Source organism: Pseudomonas sp. SDO5591_S426 (genome assembly GCF_054070755.1).
Map to the genome: position 1 here is coordinate 1 of NZ_JBSVXD010000055.1, position 18,368 is coordinate 18,368.

The 18,368-nt window shown below is 59.0% G+C and carries 17 protein-coding genes; 11 read left to right on the forward strand and 6 right to left on the reverse strand.

Translation table 11 applies throughout. The features are described 5' to 3' along the window. Positions 1–57: 57 nt before the first annotated feature. On the reverse strand, positions 58–924 hold the full coding sequence (gene hexR, locus ACW9JC_RS13530; RefSeq protein WP_007927594.1) for a transcriptional regulator HexR: 867 nt from the start codon (positions 922–924) through the stop codon (positions 58–60). 349 nt (positions 925–1,273) lie between these two features. On the opposite strand from hexR, the gene ACW9JC_RS13535 reads away from it, so the two are divergent. Further along, positions 1,274–1,588: a hypothetical protein gene (locus ACW9JC_RS13535; RefSeq protein ID WP_457455324.1), complete on the forward strand. Its 315-nt coding sequence runs from the start codon at positions 1,274–1,276 to the stop codon at positions 1,586–1,588. Between the two features lie 62 nt (positions 1,589–1,650). On the opposite strand, the gene ACW9JC_RS13540 is transcribed toward ACW9JC_RS13535, so the two are convergent. Continuing rightward, positions 1,651–4,521 (reverse strand): EAL domain-containing protein, encoded by a 2,871-nt coding sequence (locus tag ACW9JC_RS13540; RefSeq protein WP_457455326.1) that lies wholly within the window; start codon positions 4,519–4,521, stop codon positions 1,651–1,653. 259 nt (positions 4,522–4,780) lie between these two features. Between ACW9JC_RS13540 and uvrD the strand changes: the two genes are divergently transcribed. From uvrD to ACW9JC_RS13555, 3 genes are all read left to right on the forward strand, one after another. Further along, on the forward strand, positions 4,781–6,964 hold the full coding sequence (gene uvrD, locus ACW9JC_RS13545; RefSeq protein ID WP_457455328.1) for a DNA helicase II: 2,184 nt from the start codon (positions 4,781–4,783) through the stop codon (positions 6,962–6,964). 286 nt (positions 6,965–7,250) lie between these two features. Beyond that, positions 7,251–8,129: a Tim44 domain-containing protein gene (locus ACW9JC_RS13550; RefSeq protein WP_457455330.1), complete on the forward strand. Its 879-nt coding sequence runs from the start codon at positions 7,251–7,253 to the stop codon at positions 8,127–8,129. A gap of 138 nt (positions 8,130–8,267) precedes the next feature. Next, complete coding sequence (locus ACW9JC_RS13555; RefSeq protein WP_457455332.1) at positions 8,268–8,675, forward strand: SMI1/KNR4 family protein; 408 nt, start codon at positions 8,268–8,270, stop codon at positions 8,673–8,675. A gap of 21 nt (positions 8,676–8,696) precedes the next feature. Here ACW9JC_RS13555 and ACW9JC_RS13560 read toward each other — a convergent pair whose 3' ends face one another. Beyond that, on the reverse strand, positions 8,697–10,460 hold the full coding sequence (locus ACW9JC_RS13560) for a cation:proton antiporter (RefSeq protein ID WP_416128812.1): 1,764 nt from the start codon (positions 10,458–10,460) through the stop codon (positions 8,697–8,699). 286 nt (positions 10,461–10,746) lie between these two features. Here ACW9JC_RS13560 and ACW9JC_RS13565 point away from each other — a divergent pair, with 286 nt between their 5' ends. Further along, positions 10,747–11,229: an acyl-CoA thioesterase gene (locus ACW9JC_RS13565; protein ID WP_095194575.1), complete on the forward strand. Its 483-nt coding sequence runs from the start codon at positions 10,747–10,749 to the stop codon at positions 11,227–11,229. 92 nt (positions 11,230–11,321) lie between these two features. On the opposite strand, the gene pdxY is transcribed toward ACW9JC_RS13565, so the two are convergent. Then, positions 11,322–12,194, reverse strand: coding sequence for a pyridoxal kinase PdxY (pdxY, locus tag ACW9JC_RS13570; protein ID WP_448109816.1), 873 nt, complete (start codon positions 12,192–12,194; stop codon positions 11,322–11,324). Positions 12,195–12,313: 119 nt separating this feature from the next. On the opposite strand from pdxY, the gene ACW9JC_RS13575 reads away from it, so the two are divergent. After that, positions 12,314–12,727 (forward strand): DUF3301 domain-containing protein, encoded by a 414-nt coding sequence (locus ACW9JC_RS13575; RefSeq protein ID WP_416128810.1) that lies wholly within the window; start codon positions 12,314–12,316, stop codon positions 12,725–12,727. 3 nt (positions 12,728–12,730) lie between these two features. Here the strand turns inward: ACW9JC_RS13575 and ACW9JC_RS13580 are convergent, their stop codons facing one another. Further along, positions 12,731–13,696 carry a CobW family GTP-binding protein gene (locus ACW9JC_RS13580; protein WP_457455335.1) on the reverse strand — a complete coding sequence of 322 codons (966 nt, stop codon included), beginning with the start codon at positions 13,694–13,696 and terminating at the stop codon, positions 12,731–12,733. 26 nt (positions 13,697–13,722) lie between these two features. Between ACW9JC_RS13580 and ACW9JC_RS13585 the strand changes: the two genes are divergently transcribed. Then, positions 13,723–14,079, forward strand: coding sequence for an NADH:ubiquinone oxidoreductase (locus ACW9JC_RS13585; RefSeq protein WP_416128808.1), 357 nt, complete (start codon positions 13,723–13,725; stop codon positions 14,077–14,079). 4 nt (positions 14,080–14,083) lie between these two features. On the opposite strand, the gene zigA is transcribed toward ACW9JC_RS13585, so the two are convergent. Beyond that, positions 14,084–15,289, reverse strand: coding sequence for a zinc metallochaperone GTPase ZigA (zigA, locus tag ACW9JC_RS13590; protein WP_457455337.1), 1,206 nt, complete (start codon positions 15,287–15,289; stop codon positions 14,084–14,086). Positions 15,290–15,430: 141 nt separating this feature from the next. Here zigA and ACW9JC_RS13595 point away from each other — a divergent pair, with 141 nt between their 5' ends. The 4 genes from ACW9JC_RS13595 to ACW9JC_RS13610 all read left to right on the forward strand — a co-directional run bounded on the left by ACW9JC_RS13595 (position 15,431) and on the right by ACW9JC_RS13610 (position 18,358). Further along, positions 15,431–15,808 carry a glutamine synthetase gene (locus ACW9JC_RS13595; RefSeq protein WP_457455339.1) on the forward strand — a complete coding sequence of 126 codons (378 nt, stop codon included), beginning with the start codon at positions 15,431–15,433 and terminating at the stop codon, positions 15,806–15,808. A 122-nt stretch (positions 15,809–15,930) separates the two neighbouring features. After that, on the forward strand, positions 15,931–16,827 hold the full coding sequence (gene folE2, locus ACW9JC_RS13600; RefSeq protein WP_457455341.1) for a GTP cyclohydrolase FolE2: 897 nt from the start codon (positions 15,931–15,933) through the stop codon (positions 16,825–16,827). Then, positions 16,824–17,492, forward strand: coding sequence for a metal ABC transporter ATP-binding protein (locus ACW9JC_RS13605; protein ID WP_457455343.1), 669 nt, complete (start codon positions 16,824–16,826; stop codon positions 17,490–17,492). The genes folE2 and ACW9JC_RS13605 overlap by 4 nt, the downstream gene beginning before the upstream one ends. Further along, positions 17,492–18,358 carry a metal ABC transporter permease gene (locus ACW9JC_RS13610; RefSeq protein ID WP_457455345.1) on the forward strand — a complete coding sequence of 289 codons (867 nt, stop codon included), beginning with the start codon at positions 17,492–17,494 and terminating at the stop codon, positions 18,356–18,358. The genes ACW9JC_RS13605 and ACW9JC_RS13610 overlap by 1 nt, the downstream gene beginning before the upstream one ends. Positions 18,359–18,368 lie beyond the last annotated feature (10 nt).

The window sequence follows — 18,368 nt, forward strand, 5'->3', positions numbered from 1 at the left end:
GCTCATACAGGGAACTGAATACCTGTAGGAGCTGCCGAAGGCTGCGATCTTTTGATCTTAGTCGTCGAGTGCTTTCACCGACTTCGGCGACAACCGCAAGCTGCGAAGGCTGCGCTTGACGCTCTTGAGGTGGTTGACCAGGCTCGGTCCGCGCGCCATCGCCACGCCCATCGCCAACACGTCGATCACCACCAGGTGAGCGATCCGCGAGGTCAGCGGCGTGTAGATTTCGGTGTCTTCATGCACATCGATCGCCAGGTTGACGGTCGACAGTTCGGCCAATGGCGTCTGGCTCGGGCACAGGGTGATCAACGAAGCGCCGCTTTCGCGCACCAGGTTGGCGGTGATCAGCAGATCCTTGGAACGCCCGGACTGGGAAATGCAGATCGCCACATCGGTCGGCTTCAGGGTCACCGCTGACATCGCCTGCATATGCGGATCGGAATACGCCGCCGCAGTCAGCAGCAAACGGAAAAATTTGTGCTGCGCATCCGCCGCTACCGCACCCGAGGCGCCGAAGCCATAGAACTCGACGCGCTGGGCCTGGGACATCAGCGTGACTGCCCGTTGTAACTCCACCGGATCGAGCTTCTCGCGAACCTCCATCAACGTGTGCAGGGTGGTGTCGAAGATTTTCAGGCTGTAGTCGGCGACCGAATCATCTTCGTGGATCGCGAACTGTCCAAAACTCGCGCCCGCCGCCAGGCTCTGGGCCAGCTTGAGCTTCAGGTCCTGGAACCCGGAGCAACCGATGGCACGGCAAAAACGCACGATGGTCGGCTCGCTGATACCGACGCTATGGGCCAGGTCGGCCATGGAACTGTGCATCACGGCCGCGGGGTCAAGCAGCACGTGATCGGCGACCTTGAGCTCCGACTTGCGTAACAGGTGGCGAGACTGGGCGATGTGTTGCAGCAGATTCAAGGGGCTGGACTCTTTGTTATTGGCAGGTGCCGGGGATGTAGCACGCTTGTAGTTATACTACATGAATCGGCATTTTGCCTGCTCAATGCGTTACCGAATCCCTCGATTTCAGGTGCCCGCGCTTCATGTAGCACGCATGGCGGAGTTCTGATTGCCCCCTCAACGTCTGTCTTGAGGGGTAAAAATCAAATAGGCAGCTCTAATAAAGTTCAAAGCATAGTTATGCCCGTAACCCACAACACAACATACAGACTTACAAATACAACTAATAAAAACCACCCGCTCGCAAGTTGATCTGGATATATTGATTGCGCAGGAAGCAAAAACTTAATTAAAGGAGCTACATATTATGAGCATTAAAACAAAAGACTGGACCGCACAAATCGATCGCATGCCAGGCGCCGCATCTTTCCGCACCTTTGGCACCGTAACTGTTGCCCATACCGGCATTACGCCTACACTGGAAAAAACCGCAATCCAGGACAAGTCCTTCGATCTGCGCCTGGAACTTAAACTGGTAAAATCCAACGAGGTTTCCTTGCAGGTAGAAACCGACAAGTTTGTAGAATATAAAGTAATTGGCGATTCCAATGTCACTGGCGTCAGCATTTTCTACGAAGGAAAGTTGCTGCACCATATCGACAAAGTTCTAATTACCAACTAATAACCCATCAGCTTCCTGGCTTCCCGTCGGCACCAAACATGTCCGGCGGGAAGTTGAGCCGCTCACACGGCAGATTGCTCTCGTAGCAGACTCGCCAATCCATCCGCTTCGATGGGTCGACTGATCAGATACCCTTGCACCTCGTCGCAGTGCTCGGTTTTCAAAAACTCAAGCTGCTCAAGCCGCTCAACCCCTTCCGCCACGACCTTCAAAGACAGGCCGTGCGCCATGGCGATGATCGCCCGAGTGATTGCCGCATCCTCGCTGCCCTCCCCCAAACCGCGAATGAACGCCTGATCGATCTTCACGTAATCCACCGGAATCCGCTTGAGATAGCTCAGGGATGAATAGCCAGTGCCGAAATCATCGATTGCCAGTTTCACGCCCAGATCTCGCAGCTGCTGGAAGGTCGCGATGATGTGTTCGACGCTGTCCAGCAGCTGGCTTTCGGTGAGTTCCAGCTCCAGAAAGCGCGGCTCCAGCCCAGTCTCTTCCAGAACCTGGCGCACCAGACTGACCAGTTTGCCTTGACGCAACTGATGCACCGACAGATTCACCGACACCCGAATCGCTTCAAGCCCCTGGCGCTGCCACTCACAGGCTTGCCAGCAGGCCTGGCGCAGTACGAACTCACCGATCGGGCCAATCAACCCGGTTTCCTCGGCCAGACCGATGAAATCCCCCGGTGGCACGCGACCCATGGTCGGATGATCCCAACGCACCAGCGCCTCAGCGGCGTTTAACTTGCCCGTGGCAAGGCACAGTTTCGGTTGGTAGAACACCTTCAACTGCTTCTCTTCAACCGCTTTACGCAGCTGGTTTTCCAGCTGCAACCGCTCCAGCGTGCTGGCTTGCAGGCTGTCGGTGTAGAACTGGAAGTTGTTGCCGCCCAAATGCTTGGCGTGTTGCATGGCCATGTTCGACTGACTGACCAACGCGGAAATCTCTCGGGCACTGTCCGGCAACAAACTGATGCCCATGGACGCACTGACCACCAGTTCATGGCCCTCGACCGTCACCGGTATGCGCAACTTGTTCGATAACCGTGTCGCCACCCGAGCGAGACTCGAAAGGTTGCCGTAGGAGTTGAACAACACGGCAAACTCGTCACCGGACAGGCGCGCGATCGTGTCTGCCTCCGGCAAGGCATTGACCAGTCGTCGCGCCATCTTCTGCAACAACTGGTCGGCGACTTCATGACCCAGGCTGTCATTGAGTTGTTTGAACCGGTCGAGATTGATGTGCAGCAACGCCAGGCTGCGATAACCGCCCTGTCGCACCCGTTGATGCGCCTCGCTGAGCCGCTCACGGAACATCGATCGGTTGGCCAGGCCGGTGAGTTCATCGTAATGGGTCAGATAGCGCATGCGCTCTTCGGATTCACGCCGGGCGGAGAGATCCGCGAAGAAGCCCACAATATGGCTCACCTTTCCCCGAGGATCGCGGACCGTACTCAACTGAAGCCACTGCGGATACATCTCGCCGTTCTTGCGGGTTTCCACCAATTCGCCTTGCCAACTGCCGTGCTGCTCCAGCGCCTGATGAATCGCGGTGTAATGCCGGCGTGCATCGCGGCTGCACGGCAACTCGATCACGTTTCGACCCAGAATTTCGTCAATGTCATAGCCCGTCACACGGCTGAAGGCCTGATTGACCGCGAGCAACGCGTAATTGGGGTCAAAAATCACGATGCCTTCGCTGGCGGCCTCGAACACCGTCGCCGCCAATTGCTGCTGTTCTTCAAGTGCCTTGCTCGCGCTGATGTCGCGGCGAGTGCCGACCATGCGGATCACCCGGCCGTTTTCGGCACGCTCGACTGCCCGCCCACGGTCCTCGATCCAGACCCAGTGGCCGTCGCCATGCCGCACGCGGTACTCGATCTGGTAGTCCTCGGTGCGCCCCTTCAAGTGCTCGACCAGCGCCCTTTTCAGCGCGGGAAGATCCTCGGGGTGGAGGCGTGGCTTAAGGTGGCGCAGGATTGCCGTCACCTGTTCCGGCTCCAGGCCAAACAACTCCTGAATCTGCGTGTGATGCACTTCGTCGGTTTGCAGGTTCCAGTCCCACAACCCCAGTTCACTGGCTTTCAATGCCAGCGCCAAGCGCGCCTCGCTCTTGCTCAGCGCCTGGTTGGCGGCATCCAGTTCCAGGCTGCGCTGGGCGACGCGGCTTTCCAGATCGACCTGGATTTCGCGCAACTCGTCTTCAGCTCGCCGGCGCTGCTCGATTTCCTTTGCCAGTTTCTGATTAAGCTGGTCACCGCAATTTTGCGCTTGTTGCAGATGCTCGATCAGCGCCTGATTCTGGAAGCGTCGCAACAGGCCGCGATCGATAAGGCGATTGACCTGCCAGGCAACCACACTCAATGCGCCCAGCAAAATCAGGCCAAACCAGCCCCAACCGTGCTGTTGTTCGTCACCACCCCAGAACATGAAGGCGATGGCCGGCAACAGGCAGGGCAAAGTGAAAGACAGGAAGGCCGGCAAACTGACCGCGTAGGCCACGCTGGCCGAGAGGGCCGCCGCACCGATCAGGCCGAAGACCCAGGCTTGCTGAATGAAGTTATCGGCGGGAACCAAGGCGATGCCGGCACCGGCCAGGGTCAGGCCGGTGAGGCCGGAACCCAGCAAAAACATCCGTCGCCAGATGGGATGAGCCTGCCGATTGGGAATGGCCGAATCGAAAGCTGCTACCTGAATCACCCGCAGCGCCACCAATGACAACAACCACACCAGCCAGACGCTGACCAGGAAGTAGCGCTGCGGACTCCAAAGCAACCCGGCGCAGACCAGACCATTGATCAACATGAACAGTGTGGGCAGTAAAGAGCCCTGATAGAGCAGACGCGTGCGTTCGACCGCCATTTCCATGGCGTACTGTTTTCGGATAACCCGGGGCTCCACGGTGGGGCCCGACAGGTCGGAGCTGAAGGTCATAGGCAATGTTCTTGTTCTTATAATGACGAGCATGGGGCCCGAAACGTCGACGGAGCATACACAAGCCAGTGCCCGGACCAAACTGCCCCCGGTCAAAAAACAGACAAAAGTATTAGCCTGCCGATCCGCTGCAAATGCCGCCGGACGAGTGCAGCCAACGCTTACAGCCAATGACTGACCGGTCGTCCCGCGCGCCTCTTTCATCGGCTAAAGCAAAGCGGGGTTTGCCCGGTGTGACGCCGCCCCCTAGAATGCCCCGATGCGCGATGATCTCTCCCTTCTGCTGAACTCTCTCAACGATGCCCAACGGCAGGCCGTAGCAGCCCCCGTGGGTCGTCAGTTGGTCCTGGCCGGTGCTGGTTCCGGTAAAACCCGAGTGCTGGTGCACCGTATCGCCTGGTTGATCCAGGTCGAAAACGCGTCGCCCCACTCCATTCTGTCGGTGACCTTCACCAACAAGGCTGCTGCCGAGATGCGCCATCGCATCGAGCAGCTGATGGGTATCAACCCGGCCGGCATGTGGGTCGGCACCTTCCACGGCCTGGCGCACCGCTTGCTGCGGGCGCACTGGCAGGAAGCCGGGCTGAGCCAGACCTTCCAGATTCTCGACAGCGACGACCAGCAGCGGCTGGTCAAGCGGGTGATCCGCGAGCTCGGCCTGGATGAGCAACGCTGGCCGGCCCGTCAGGCCCAATGGTTCATCAACGGGCAGAAAGACGAAGGTCTGCGCCCGCAACACATTCAAGCCAGCGGCGACCTGTTCCTGGCGACCATGCGCGGCATCTATGAAGCCTATGAGGCGGCGTGTCTGCGTGCCGGAGTTATCGACTTCTCCGAATTGCTGCTGCGTGCGCTCGACTTGTGGCGCGATCACCCAGGCCTGTTGGCGCACTATCAAAAGCGCTTCCGGCACATTCTGGTGGACGAATTCCAGGACACCAACGCCGTGCAGTACGCCTGGTTGCGCCTGTTGGCCAAGGGTGGCGACAGCCTGATGGTGGTGGGCGATGACGACCAGTCGATCTACGGCTGGCGTGGCGCGAAAATCGAGAACATCTATCAGTACTCCGAGGACTTCCCGGACGCCGAAACCATTCGTCTGGAGCAAAACTATCGCTCCACCGCCGGCATCCTGAAGGCCGCCAACGCCTTGATCGCCAACAACACCGGGCGTCTGGGCAAAGAACTGTGGACCGATGGCGGCGATGGCGAAGCGATCAATCTGTACGCTGCATTCAACGAGCACGATGAAGCCCGGTATGTTGTCGAAACCATCGAAAGCGCGCTGAAAACCGGCCTGTCTCGCAGCGATATCGCGATTCTGTATCGCTCCAACGCCCAATCGCGCGTTTTGGAAGAAGCCTTGTTGCGTGAGCGCATTCCGTACCGCATTTATGGCGGTCAGCGCTTCTTCGAACGGGCTGAAATCAAGAACGCCATGGCCTACATGCGTTTGCTGGAAGGCCGTGGCAACGATGCCGCACTGGAACGGGTGATTAACGTCCCGGCCCGTGGCATTGGCGAAAAAACCGTTGAAGCGATCCGCGACCATGCGCGCCACAGCGATGTGTCGATGTGGGAAGCGATGCGCCAACTGGTGGCCAACAAGGGCCTGACCGGTCGCGCAGCCGGCGCGCTCGGCGCATTCATCGAGCTGATCGAGAACCTCGCCGCCAAGTGCATGGAGATGCCGCTGCACCTGATGACCCAGACGGTCATCGAGCAGTCAGGCTTGATCGCCTACCACGAAGCGGAAAAAGGCGAGAAAGGCCAGGCCCGGGTAGAAAACCTTGAGGAACTGGTCAGCGCTGCACGCAACTTCGAAAACAGCGAAGAAGACGAAGACCTGACGCCGCTGGCGGCGTTCCTCGGTCACGCATCGCTGGAGGCTGGCGATACGCAGGCCGACGAGCACGAAGACAGCATTCAACTGATGACGCTCCACAGCGCCAAAGGTCTGGAGTTCCCTTACGTGTTCCTGGTGGGCATGGAAGAAGGCCTGTTCCCGCACAAGATGAGCCTGGAAGAGCCCGGCCGTCTTGAGGAAGAGCGCCGTCTTGCCTATGTCGGCATCACCCGCGCCATGCAGAACCTGGTGATGACCTATGCCGAAACCCGACGCCTATATGGCAGCGAGACCTACAACAAGGTGTCGCGCTTCGTACGCGAAGTGCCGAAAGGCCTGATCCAGGAAGTGCGGCTTTCCAACAGCGTCAGTCGTCCGTTTGGCGGCAATCAGTCGATGAGCGGCGGCAGCCTGTTCAGCGGCAGTGAAATTCCGCAGACCGGTTTCAGCCTCGGCCAGACAGTCCGGCATTCGGTGTTTGGCGACGGCGTGATCCTGAACTTCGAAGGCGCCGGCGCACAGGCGCGGGTCCAGGTGAACTTCGGCGAAGGCAGCAAGTGGTTGATGCTGGGCTACGCCAAGCTCGAATCAATCTAGCTTTCTGTAGGAGCGAGCCTGCTCGCGATAGCGGTAGATCAGTCGATAAATTTTTTGGCTGTGAGTCCGTCATCCCGAGCAGGCTCGCCCCCACAGGGTTCAACGACAAACCCTTCCTACAGAACTTATCCACTCATCCTACAGACCAAAGTTAACAGGCCTTATTGCGCTGACTGAAGCTGAACCCGACCTGTCAGGCAAAAGCCCGAAACACTCTGCCGCTAGCCAGTAACACTTCAGCTGTGCAACATGGCGCGCGTGCCTTCCACAAATGGGAATTCCCTTTATGAAACGTTTTCTTAGCATCGCCATGGCGTTGTGCATCGGCCTGACGATGAGTCTCGACGTCAATGCCGCCAAGCGCTTCGGTGGTGGCAAAAGCGCAGGCGCTGCGCCGACTCACCAAACCAGCCAGATGGCTCCTTCTTCTCCAGGCATGGGCGGCGCTGCGGCGACCGCTGGTGCTGCCGGTGCCGCTGGCGCTGCTGCCAAGGCTGGCGGTGCTTCGCGCTGGCTCGGCCCTCTGGCCGGTATCGCGGCCGGTGGCTTGCTGGCTTCCATGTTCATGGGCGACGGCTTCCAGGGCATGCAGATCTTCGACATCCTGATCATGGCGGTCATCGCGTTCCTGGTCTTCCGTTTCATCGCCGCTCGTCGTCGCAAGCAGCAGGAGCAATTCGCTCCGGCCGGTCACGCGCCGATGCAGCGTGAAGCGTTCGAGCAGAAGCCAGCCATGGGTTCGATCTTCGGTGGTTCGGCCGCACCCGTTGCCGCCCGTCCGGTGATCAACGCTCCGGCCTGGTTCAACGAACAGAGCTTCGTAGAAGCCGCGCGCAGCCACTTCCAGTCGCTGCAACAGCACTGGGACGCGAACGAAATGGACAAGATCTCCGAGTTCGTGACCCCGCAAATGCTCGAGTTCCTCAAGCGCGAACGTGCTGACCTGGGTGACGCCTTCCAGTCCACTTACATTGATAACCTCAATGTGCAGCTGGACGGCGTGGATGACCGTGCCGACAAGACCATCGCCACCCTGACCTTCAGCGGCGTGTCGAAATCCTCGCGTTTCGACCAGGGCGAAGTGTTCAGCGAAAGCTGGAACATGGAACGTGCACAGGGTGAAAACCAGCCTTGGCTGGTCGCAGGTATCCGCCAGAACGGCTGATCATCCTCCGCGCTTCACTTGCTGTAATAAAAACCCCAGCCTCGGCTGGGGTTTTCTATTTCGCGGTTGCATCTATAGCAAGCTACTGTATAAACCGCCCCATATAAACCGCGCCATACAAGCAAGAGGATCCCGGACGTGGAAGAAATCATCGAACAACTGCGTGAAGCCAACGAACCGGTACCGGTCCCCTTGGAGTTGCCCGACGAAGATCAACTGGTGGAAATCGAAGAACAACTGTTCATCGATATTCCGTTCGTCTTCAGAGAGTTTTTGCTGACCGTCAGCGACGTTGTCTACGGCAGCCTGGAGCCGGTGACCGTCACCGACCCGCAATCCCACACCTACCTGCCGGATGTTGCTGCCAACGCCTGGGATGCCGGTGTCGATCGTAGCTTTATCCCGATCTGCCAGGACGGTGATGACTACTACTGCGTCGAAGAAGACGGCACTGTGGTGTTGTGGCAGGCCGAAGAAGAGCTGATCGCCGAAGAAACCTGGGAGTCGGTATGGCACTGGGCGCGGGACGTCTGGCTGGAAAGCTGAGTCAGCCGACGCCCCACTGGGTCAGTGCCCTGGCGAATCCTTGTGATTGTCCAGGGTATCCAGCAACGCCACCTGCATGCGCGTGTGGACGCGGATAAACCAGCGCCACAGCACCGCTGCTACGGCGGCTGCGACCACAGCGATCAGCACCAGCAACTTGTTGGTCGGCAGAATACTGGCCGACAAGGCTGCCAAAAGCAGGAAAATCACCAGCAGCGAGAGAATCGGGATCACTTCGGAGATCACCCGGCGCACTCGCTCTGTGTGGCGCCCCGCCATTTCAGGCTTCACGCCCATTTCCGCGAGCAACATCGATAGCGCCTTGAGCTTGCGATACGCGGCAATCAGGAATGGTAGCGACAACAGCAGCGCACCACCCCAGATCAATGCCTTCTGCCAACTCGGATCGCTGACCCAGTCCTGCAGGTACGTAGAGATTCGTTCGGCGAAGTAAGCGCCTGCGAAGAAAATCGCGATCACCAGCGCCAGATTGACCCCCACCTGAAGCAGGATCCGTCGAATCATCGACGCCAGCAGCGCGCCCTGGCCCTGCGGCTGGATGCTGCGCAGCCATTCGCCATACATCCCCAACACCCGGCCCAAACGCTGCGGCATCACCGCAGCCAATTTGATCGACAGCGGGTCTGCCGCTCGGATCAGATAAGGCGTCAGCAGCGTGGTGATCACCGAAACCGCCACGGCTACCGGATAAAGGAAGTTGCTGGTGACCTGCAGGGTCATGCCCAGCGAAGCGATGATGAAAGAAAATTCGCCAATCTGTGAAAGACCCATCCCGACGCGTAGTGAGGTGCGTCCGTCGTTGCCGGCGATAAAGGCACCGAGTCCGCAGGACAACATCTTGCCCAGAACTACCGCCACCGTGATCACCGCAATTGGCCAGGCGTATTGCAGCAGGATCATCGGGTCGAGCATCAGGCCGATGGCGACGAAGAAAATCGCACTGAACAGGTCGCGAACCGGTTCGATCAGGCGTTCGATCTTCAGCAACTGCCGGGATTCGGCCATGATCGCGCCAATCAGGAACGCGCCCAGGACCATGCTGTATTCAAGCTTGACCACCAGCAGGCAGAAGCCGAAACACAGGCCCAGCACGGTGATCAGCAGCATTTCATTGCTTTCGAATTTGGCCACGTAAGCCAGCAATCGCGGCACCAGCAAAATGCCGATCACCAATGCGACGATCATGAACAACGAGAGCTTGCCGACCGTCGAGAACACTTCGCCGGAGCTGACCGTGCCGCTGACCGCGATGCTCGACAGCAAGGCGATGATGCCGATACCGAGGATGTCTTCGACGATCAGCACACCGAAAATCAGCTGTGCAAAACGCTGATTCTTCATCTTCAGGTCGTTGAGCGCCTTGACGATGATGGTGGTCGAGGAGATCGCCAGGATCGCGCCGAGGAACAGTGAATCCATGGTGTTCCAGTCAAACCAGCGGCCGATTTCGTAGCCGATCCAGATCATCAGGACGATTTCCAGAAACGCCGCGATAAACGCCGTGGCGCCGACCTTGAACAACTTGCGCAGGCTGAATTCCAGGCCCAGGCAGAACATCAGGAAAATCACCCCGAGCTCCGCCAGGGTCTTGATGGTCTCTTCGTCGTGGATCAGCCCGAACGGTGGGGTGTGCGGGCCAATGATGAAGCCCGCAACAATGTAGCCCAGAACCACCGGTTGTTTGAGGCGATGAAAAACCACGGTCACCACACCCGCGATCAACATGATCACTGCCAGATCCTGAATAAAACTGATGGCATGCATGGCGTGTGGCTCCTTGGGTGACATGGCTCAACCAGCAGACGCAGAAAACGTCCGATTGAACGGGATACAAACCTGCTTTTCGCGTAGGAATTTGCCCTTTGGAGTGGGCTTTTGCAGGGTAACACCGCGACTTCCGGCAGAAAGGCGGTGCAATATATGGAAACAGATCGATCCGGCGTGACGGCGGCTTCCCGCCCGGCGTCCCGATAACTGTTGGTTTGAAAAAACCACGCAGGCACCCGCAGAGGTGCGTCCCTCAAACCTTGCCTTGATCCGTGAGAACGCTATGGAACCCGGAAACGCCCAGCTGTCGATGACGGTACTGATGACCCCCGACATGGCCAACTTCTCTGGCAATGTTCACGGCGGAACCCTGCTCAAGTATCTCGACGAAGTCGCCTACGCCTGCGCCAGCCGTTATGCCGGCCGTTACGTGGTGACCCTGTCGGTGGACCAGGTGATTTTCCGTGAGCCGATCCATGTCGGCGAACTGGTGACCTTCCTCGCTTCGGTCAACTACACCGGCAACACCTCGATGGAGGTGGGCATCAAGGTGGTGACCGAAAACATCCGTGAGCGCTCGGTGCGCCACACCAACAGCTGCTTCTTCACCATGGTTGCGGTGGATGACCAACGCAAACCCGCCCCGGTGCCGCCGCTGCAACCGGAAAACAGCGAGGACAAGCGCCGATACATTCAGGCCCAGCAACGCCGCCAGATTCGTCAGGAACTGGAAAAGCGCTATCAGGAAATCAAGGGCGACGCTTAAAGCAAAAAATCGCAGCCTGCGGCAGCTCCTACAGAGAAATGCGAATTCCTGTAGGAACTGTCGCAGGCTGCGATCTTTTTGTTCTGATCTGGTTACAAGCTGATCGAAGTCGCCTCAAACCGCACCCGCGGATGGGCAATCCGGTCCTGCGCCCGCACCAGTTCCAGCTCGTAGCTCGCGCAGGCCTGGGTTTCCAGCAGCACTTCATGCACCGCCGATGCGGCGAATTCGAACGCGGCCACCAGGCTGTCGCCCAACAACACGCGCGCCAGGAACAACCCGGAAGTCAGGTCGCCAACGCCCACCGGCTGACGCGGAAACGCCAGCAGCGGACGTTGCAGATGCCAACTGCCTTCGGCTGTCACCAGCAGCATTTCGAACACGTCCGAAGTCTTACCTGGGTAGTCCAGATGCTTGACCAGCACCGCTTTCGGCCCGCGTGCCAGCAGCGCCCGCGCCATGGCAAGACAATCGAACAACGACTGCGGCTTGCGCCCCGAGAAGCTGTCGAGCTCCAGTTGATTCGGGCACATGAAATCGGCCACGGCGGCGGCTTCTTCCAGCAGGAAATCGCTGACTTCCGCCGGCACGCTGCAACCCTTCTCCGGATGGCCCATCACCGGGTCGCACAAATACAGCGCTTTGGGATTCATCGCCTTGATCCGCGCCACACCCGTAAGGATTGCCCGGCCCTGTGCCGCGCTGCCGAGGTAACCCGACAGCACCGCGTCGCAATTGCCGAGCTCGCCAATGGCTGCGATGCCTTCGACCAGATCAGGAATCTGGTGCGGCGCCAGCACGTCGCCGGTCCACTGGCCGTACTGCGTGTGGTTGGAGAACTGCACGGTGTTGAGCGGCCAGACATTCACCCCGACCCGCTGCATCGGGAAAACCGCGGCACTGTTGCCTGCGTGACCGAACACCACGTGGGACTGGATAGCGAGCAGATGGGGCGTACGTTTCATGCGGTGAGTTTCCGTAAAACGATTGAAATTCGAGCGGCGCAGTATGCGACTAAACGCAGCCTGTACGACAGACCGGCGACGCAGTTAAGCTGACACTATCTTGTTGGAGCGCCCTGTTGATGTTGACCCTTGGAAATATTTTCGTGTTGATGCTGCTCGCCACCGCAGGCGCCTGGCTGTGGCACAACCACGGCCTGCGCGAGCGCGCGCTGGAGCGGGTCAAGCAGCATTGCAGCAACGTCGGCATCGAATTGCTGGATGGAAACGTGGCGCTGAAAAAAATCGCGTTCCTCAAGGATGCCCGCGGTCGGCGGCGCCTGGCCCGAGTGTATAACTTCGAATTCACCGTGACCGGCGAAAGTCGGCATAACGGCACCATCACCCAATTCGGTGCCCACAGCGCGCAGATTGAATTGGCGCCTTATCCGATGCCGTTTGACGAAACGCCGCCCGTCGTCGATGTCGTCAAGCCGAGCGCCGAGGTGATCGAGCTGAGCCATTGGCGGCAGGAACACAACAAATGGCGGCCGTGATCCTTAGATCAAACGGCAGTCGGCCAGGCCTCTTTGCAACACTTCCACATCCTGCGGCTCACTGAAAATCAACTCGACTCGCGAGTCCTGCCGCCATTCGCTGGGCTGCCACGTCAACAACGAGTTATCCAACGCATTGGCCGAAACCCAGCCACCGCTACTGTGGATAACCAGCTTCGCCCGCCGCCACAAAAGGCCTTCCAGCCATCGGCCGACAAGCGCCGCATCGAAGATCTGGTTCGGATGCCAGCGCCATCCGATACTCCAATCGCCCTCCTGCGCCTGACTTAAACAAATAGGCAGCTTCGGGTCGCTCCAGATCGCCGGGAGCTGCGCCAGGCTCTTGGGCATCACAAAGTTATCCACACCCGCCACCGCCCGCGCCTCGAGACCGGGCAACTCGCTCAATGGCAACGCGGATTCTTGCGTCCAGTACAAAGGACGTACCGGCAACGATGTGGCGATCCGCTGGCGATCACATTCTTCGAGACCTTCGGATTTGTTCATCAGCAACAGACCCACGCTGTTCAATGCCTCCTGTTGCGCCGCAGGCAGCGGCTTGCCGGCGAGGAGCGCCTGCGCATCGAGCACCAGCACGCTGGGTTGCACATTCAGAACGCCTTGCCATGGCGCCTCGCTCAATTGTTGCAACAGCTGCATCGGATGGCCCAGCCCCGAAGGCTCAATGAACAGTCGATCCGGCCGTGCCTTGCGCAGCAAACGACCGAGACCAATCTGAAACGGCGCGCCATTGACGCAACACAAACAGCCCCCGGCCACTTCGCCCAGTGCGATACCATCGGCGTCACGGGTCAGCAACGCGGCATCGAGGCCGATCTGGCCGAACTCGTTGATCAATACCGCCCAGCGCTCACCCGCTGGACGCTGCGCCAGCAGGTGCCTGATCAGGCTGGTCTTGCCGGCCCCCAATGGCCCGGCGATGACGTGGGTGGGTATGTTCTGCAACATGATCGAAGGTGTCTTGGGAGGTAAGGATGCGGTGGATGGGATTTTCATTGCTACTGATTCTGCCCTGCGGCGAAGCGCTGGCCCAGGCCTGCGTCGTCCACAGCCAGGCAGAGCGGCTTGACGTGAAAGTCTGCCAACAGAACCGCAACATTCCGGAAAAACTCTTCGCCGACGGTTTCTGCCAGCCGAAACTGGCCGGGCAGAAGGTCGAGGTGCAGTACGTCGACCAATGCCCAAGCGGGGCGTTCGGCGTGTGCAGCAACGCCCAAGTCGCCAATATGCCTTACCGACAGGATATTCACTATTACGGCGTAGCCACGGATGCGGCGTATCTGAAGCCGTTTTGCGAAGCTCAGAGCCAGGGAACCTGGCTCAAGCCTTGAAGAGTCACGCGGCGTCTTCGTACCAAGGGCCGAACGGGTCCGGCAGCAATCGCCAGCCTTCGATACCCAGTGCCATTTCTTCATCCGTCAGCAGACAGTCATCGAGTTCGGCAGTGAGCTGCGCGAAGTCGATGTTCTGGCCGATGAACACCAGTTCCTGTCGGCAATCACCGGTGGCAGCGGTCCAGTTCTCCATGATCGCGGCGGTACTCTCCTCATCCTGCGGCCATTGATTCTTCGGCACGAAACGCCACCAGCGACCGGCGAAACCATGGCGCATCAACCCACCGGCCTGTGACCAGCTCCCAGCATCCATGTGCTTGCTCGCCAACCAGAAAAACCCTTTGGAGCGCAGCAGCTTTCCGTTCACCCATGGGCGGTCTATGAAGCTGAAAAAGCGTTGTGGATGGAATGGACGGCGCGCACGGTAAGCGCTGGAGGCGATACCGTACTCCTCTGTTTCCGGTACATGTGCGCCGCGCAGTTCGCGCAGCCAGCCCGGCGCCTGAGCGGCTTTTTCGAAGTCGAAATAACCGGTGTTGAGGATTTTCTCCAGCGGCACTTCACCCATGACCATCGGGATGATTTCCGCCTGGGCGTTGAGCCGTTCGAGTATCGCGATCAGCTCCTCACGCTCGCGGCTGCTGATCAGGTCGATCTTGCTGATCAAGATGACGTCGGCGAACTCGACCTGCTCGATCAACAGGTCAGTAATCGAGCGCTCGTCGTCTTCACCCAGTGTTTCGCCACGGGAAGCGAGGCTCTCGGCGGCCTGGTAGTCGAGCAGGAAATTCATGCCATCGACCACGGTCACCATGGTGTCGAGCCGGGCGATGTCGGTGAGGCTCTGGCCGTTTTCGTCGCGAAACGTAAACGTCTCCGCCACTGGCAGCGGTTCGGCAATACCGGTTGATTCGATCAGCAGATAATCAAAACGACCTTCCCTGGCGAGCTTGCTCACTTCCTCCAGCAAGTCTTCGCGCAGGGTGCAGCAGATGCAGCCGTTGCTCATTTCCACGAGTTTTTCTTCGGCGCGATTGAGGCTGACATCACGCTGGACTTCACTGCCGTCGATGTTTATTTCACTCATGTCGTTGACGATGACAGCGACCCGCAGATTTTCCCTATTACGTAGTACGTAATTGAGAAGTGTACTTTTTCCGGCACCAAGAAAGCCCGACAGGACGGTAACGGGTAGACGATTGGGCATCAGATGTTCCTCACAGGGTACCCGGTCAAATCGTCGGGCTTGGTTTTATGTTATAATATAACGACACAATCAAGCCACTCTCCCTTGCCCACAACGGTAAAGGGCACGACGCTGGAGACCTTCCCATTGGTGAGAAACGCTATGCGTAATGCCCTGAAACTGGTGCTGTTGAGCATTGCACTGCTGGGTACGGCCGATGCCTGGGCGCAAATTCCAACGCTGGCCAACTGCACCCGCAGCGCCAACTTGCTGGCCTGCGTGGATGGCGAGGGCAATGCCTACAGCGTCAACACTGTAGGGAGCACGATTTACTTGCGGGGCTTTGAAGTGAATGGAAAACGCTACTGGGCGCAGACCAACAGCCGCTATGGCCAACTGACGTTTTCCACCGGTATCGCTTCCGACGGAGAGGCCTGGGTCGGCTACAACCGGCGCGTTGGATGGACCACGATCAACCGGTTTTCCAGTTCCGGCGGCAGCAGCGCCAAGTTCACCTGCAGCCGAATAGCCGGTTGTTAGACGCGGGACATCTCTGTTTCTGCGGCCCACGCGAGAAATGAAAATCCGTTCATGAAAAAGCCGTCGTCGATTTTGTTGTTATAATATAACATGCCAAATCAACTCCCACGATGGACCTGCTCATGAATGCGCTGACTCTGCCGGATATCGCCGCGCAGGCCTCACGCCAAGCCCTGCCACTGGAGTGGGTGGGCATGTGTGGCATTGCTCTTCCTGTTTTGCTCGATGGCCAAAGACTGCCCGCAACAGCCGATGCCGGCGTAAGTCTCGATAACGGCGAGGCGCGCGGCATTCATATGTCGCGGCTTTATCTGGCGTTGGAAATGCTGGAGCAGGAAACCCTTTCGCCCGCTCTGCTTCGACGGGTGTTGCAGAGCTTCCTGGACAGTCATGAAGGACTTTCAAGCAACGCTTATCTGAACATTCATACCGATTTACTGCTGAAAAGATCGGCGCTGATCAGTCCGCTGGCTGGCTGGAAGAGCTATCCCGTCAGCATCGAAGCACATCTGAAAAACGCGATGTTCCACGTGGAACTAAAAATCGACGTCCCTTATTCCTCAACGTGCCCTTGTTCAGCAGCGCTTTCCCGGCAACTGATTCAGCAGCAATTCGTCGATGATTTTGCCAATCGCGCTTTGCATCACGCGGAGATATTAGCCTGGCTCGGCTCTCCTAAGGGCATCGTCGCCACACCGCACAGTCAACGCAGCTCCGCGCAATTACGTCTGCACCTGGATGACTATCTGGACGAGTTACCGCTGATCGCACTGATCAACGATGCCGAAGCAGCCCTCGGCACCGCCGTACAAACCGCCGTGAAGCGCGCCGATGAACAAGCCTTCGCCCTCGCCAACGGACAGAACCTGATGTTCTGCGAAGACGCTGCCAGACGCTTGAACCTGGCCCTAAAACGCTCACCCGGTATCAACGGATTTCACATACGAGTGATCCACGCTGAAAGCCTTCACGCCCACGACGCAGTCGCCGAGAGTCGATGGAACCGGGAGGTCGCATGATCCGTTGTCAGAGTTTGCGTTGGGGCGCTCCCGGTCAGTCACTGACACCGCCCCTCGATATCGCGCTACCGAAGGGAAGCCTGACCGCCGTGATCGGTGCCAACGGCAGCGGGAAAAGCAGCCTGTTGAAAGTCATCGCCGGCCTGCAAAAACCGCTCGCCGGAAAAATCCTGGTGGACGCGCCACGCGAGGGCGGACTGTCGTTCCTGCCACAGCAGCAACATCTGGACCGCCAATTCCCTATCAGCCTTCAAGACTTGGTCGCCGCTGGTTTCTGGGGCAGCAAGCAATCGCCGGAACAACGTCGCCAACGCCTCGCATCTGTCCTCGACGATTGGTGCCTGAGTGGCCTGGAACAACGCCCGTTGATGGCTCTCTCCGGCGGCGAATTGCAACGCGCCCTGCTCGCTCGCTTGAGTCTCGCTGAAGCACCTCTGCTACTACTCGACGAACCCCATGCCGCGCTGGATGAACTCGGTCTGGTACTGCTGTGGAAACATCTCCACGCCTGGCACGCAGAAGGCCGAACCCTGGTTGTCGTGTGCCACGATCTGGCCGCCGTTCGCCATCACATTCCGAACACACTGCTGATCAAAAACAGTGGCTGCGTCTTTGGGGCGAGCAGCGATCTTATCCACCAGCAGCCGCAAGCGCAGGTAGCCTGATGCTCGCCGCCGCTCAACTTTGGCAACCCTTTCACGAGTTCGTGTTCATGCGTCGGGCGCTGCTCGGCGGTCTGGTACTGGCCTGCAGCACAGCGCCGCTGGGTGTGTTTCTGATCCTGCGACGGATGAGCCTGATCGGCGATGCGGTGGCGCACGGCATTTTGCCCGGCGCGGCATTGGGGTTCTGGTTTGCCGGTTTGAGCCTTCCCGCCCTCACCCTCGGCGGCCTCGGTGCCGGCCTGAGCATGGCCGGACTCGCTGCCTGGATCACCCGTCGCACCGGTCTGCGAGAGGACGCCAGCCTCGCAGCGATCTACCCGATTTCCCTGGCCAGCGGTGTGCTGATTCTCGGCATCGCCGGCAAACGCCTGGACCTGTTGCACCTGCTGTTCGGCTCGGCATTGGCAGTCGATGGCCCGACCCTCACGGGCATGCTTTGGGTCTGCGGAGTGAGCCTGATCGCCATGCTGCTGATCTACCGCCCCCTGTTGCTCGACACCCTCGACCCACTCTTTCTGCGAACCGTGAGCCGCCTAGGTCCCCTGGCCCATGGCGTCTTCCTGACGCTGGTGGTGCTGAATCTGGTGATCGGTTTCCAGGCCATCGGCGCCTTGATGGTGGTCGGCCTGATGATGCTGCCCGCGGCCGCGTCACGCTTCTGGAGTCGCCGCTTGCCAGTATTGATAGCCATTGCCGCGCTGCTCGGCAGTCTCTCGGTGTGGCTCGGTTTGTTGCTGTCGTTCCATTACTCGCTACCCAGCGGCCCGGCCATCGTGCTGGTCGCTGGCGGTTGCTATCTGCTTTCCGTGGTGTTCGGGCCGGTGCACGGTTTGCTGCGTCGGCCACCTTTGCTCACATCTCAATGAGGTTTTTGCC

What these genes read in the sequence shown, in the direction of transcription:
- uvrD (WP_457455328.1), top strand. Translation starts at nt 4,781, where the DNA reads ATGCGCGATGATCTCTCCCTTCTGCTGAACTCTCTCAACGATGCCCAA.
- pdxY (WP_448109816.1), bottom strand. Translation starts at nt 12,194, where the DNA reads ATGAAACGTACGCCCCATCTGCTCGCTATCCAGTCCCACGTGGTGTTC.
- zigA (WP_457455337.1), bottom strand. Translation starts at nt 15,289, where the DNA reads ATGCCCAATCGTCTACCCGTTACCGTCCTGTCGGGCTTTCTTGGTGCC.
- ACW9JC_RS13595 (WP_457455339.1), top strand. Translation starts at nt 15,431, where the DNA reads ATGCGTAATGCCCTGAAACTGGTGCTGTTGAGCATTGCACTGCTGGGT.
- ACW9JC_RS13585 (WP_416128808.1), top strand. Translation starts at nt 13,723, where the DNA reads ATGCGGTGGATGGGATTTTCATTGCTACTGATTCTGCCCTGCGGCGAA.
- folE2 (WP_457455341.1), top strand. Translation starts at nt 15,931, where the DNA reads ATGAATGCGCTGACTCTGCCGGATATCGCCGCGCAGGCCTCACGCCAA.
- ACW9JC_RS13550 (WP_457455330.1), top strand. Translation starts at nt 7,251, where the DNA reads ATGAAACGTTTTCTTAGCATCGCCATGGCGTTGTGCATCGGCCTGACG.
- ACW9JC_RS13575 (WP_416128810.1), top strand. Translation starts at nt 12,314, where the DNA reads ATGTTGACCCTTGGAAATATTTTCGTGTTGATGCTGCTCGCCACCGCA.
- ACW9JC_RS13580 (WP_457455335.1), bottom strand. Translation starts at nt 13,696, where the DNA reads ATGTTGCAGAACATACCCACCCACGTCATCGCCGGGCCATTGGGGGCC.
- ACW9JC_RS13610 (WP_457455345.1), top strand. Translation starts at nt 17,492, where the DNA reads ATGCTCGCCGCCGCTCAACTTTGGCAACCCTTTCACGAGTTCGTGTTC.
- ACW9JC_RS13565 (WP_095194575.1), top strand. Translation starts at nt 10,747, where the DNA reads ATGGAACCCGGAAACGCCCAGCTGTCGATGACGGTACTGATGACCCCC.
- ACW9JC_RS13535 (WP_457455324.1), top strand. Translation starts at nt 1,274, where the DNA reads ATGAGCATTAAAACAAAAGACTGGACCGCACAAATCGATCGCATGCCA.
- ACW9JC_RS13540 (WP_457455326.1), bottom strand. Translation starts at nt 4,521, where the DNA reads ATGACCTTCAGCTCCGACCTGTCGGGCCCCACCGTGGAGCCCCGGGTT.
- ACW9JC_RS13605 (WP_457455343.1), top strand. Translation starts at nt 16,824, where the DNA reads ATGATCCGTTGTCAGAGTTTGCGTTGGGGCGCTCCCGGTCAGTCACTG.
- ACW9JC_RS13560 (WP_416128812.1), bottom strand. Translation starts at nt 10,460, where the DNA reads ATGCATGCCATCAGTTTTATTCAGGATCTGGCAGTGATCATGTTGATC.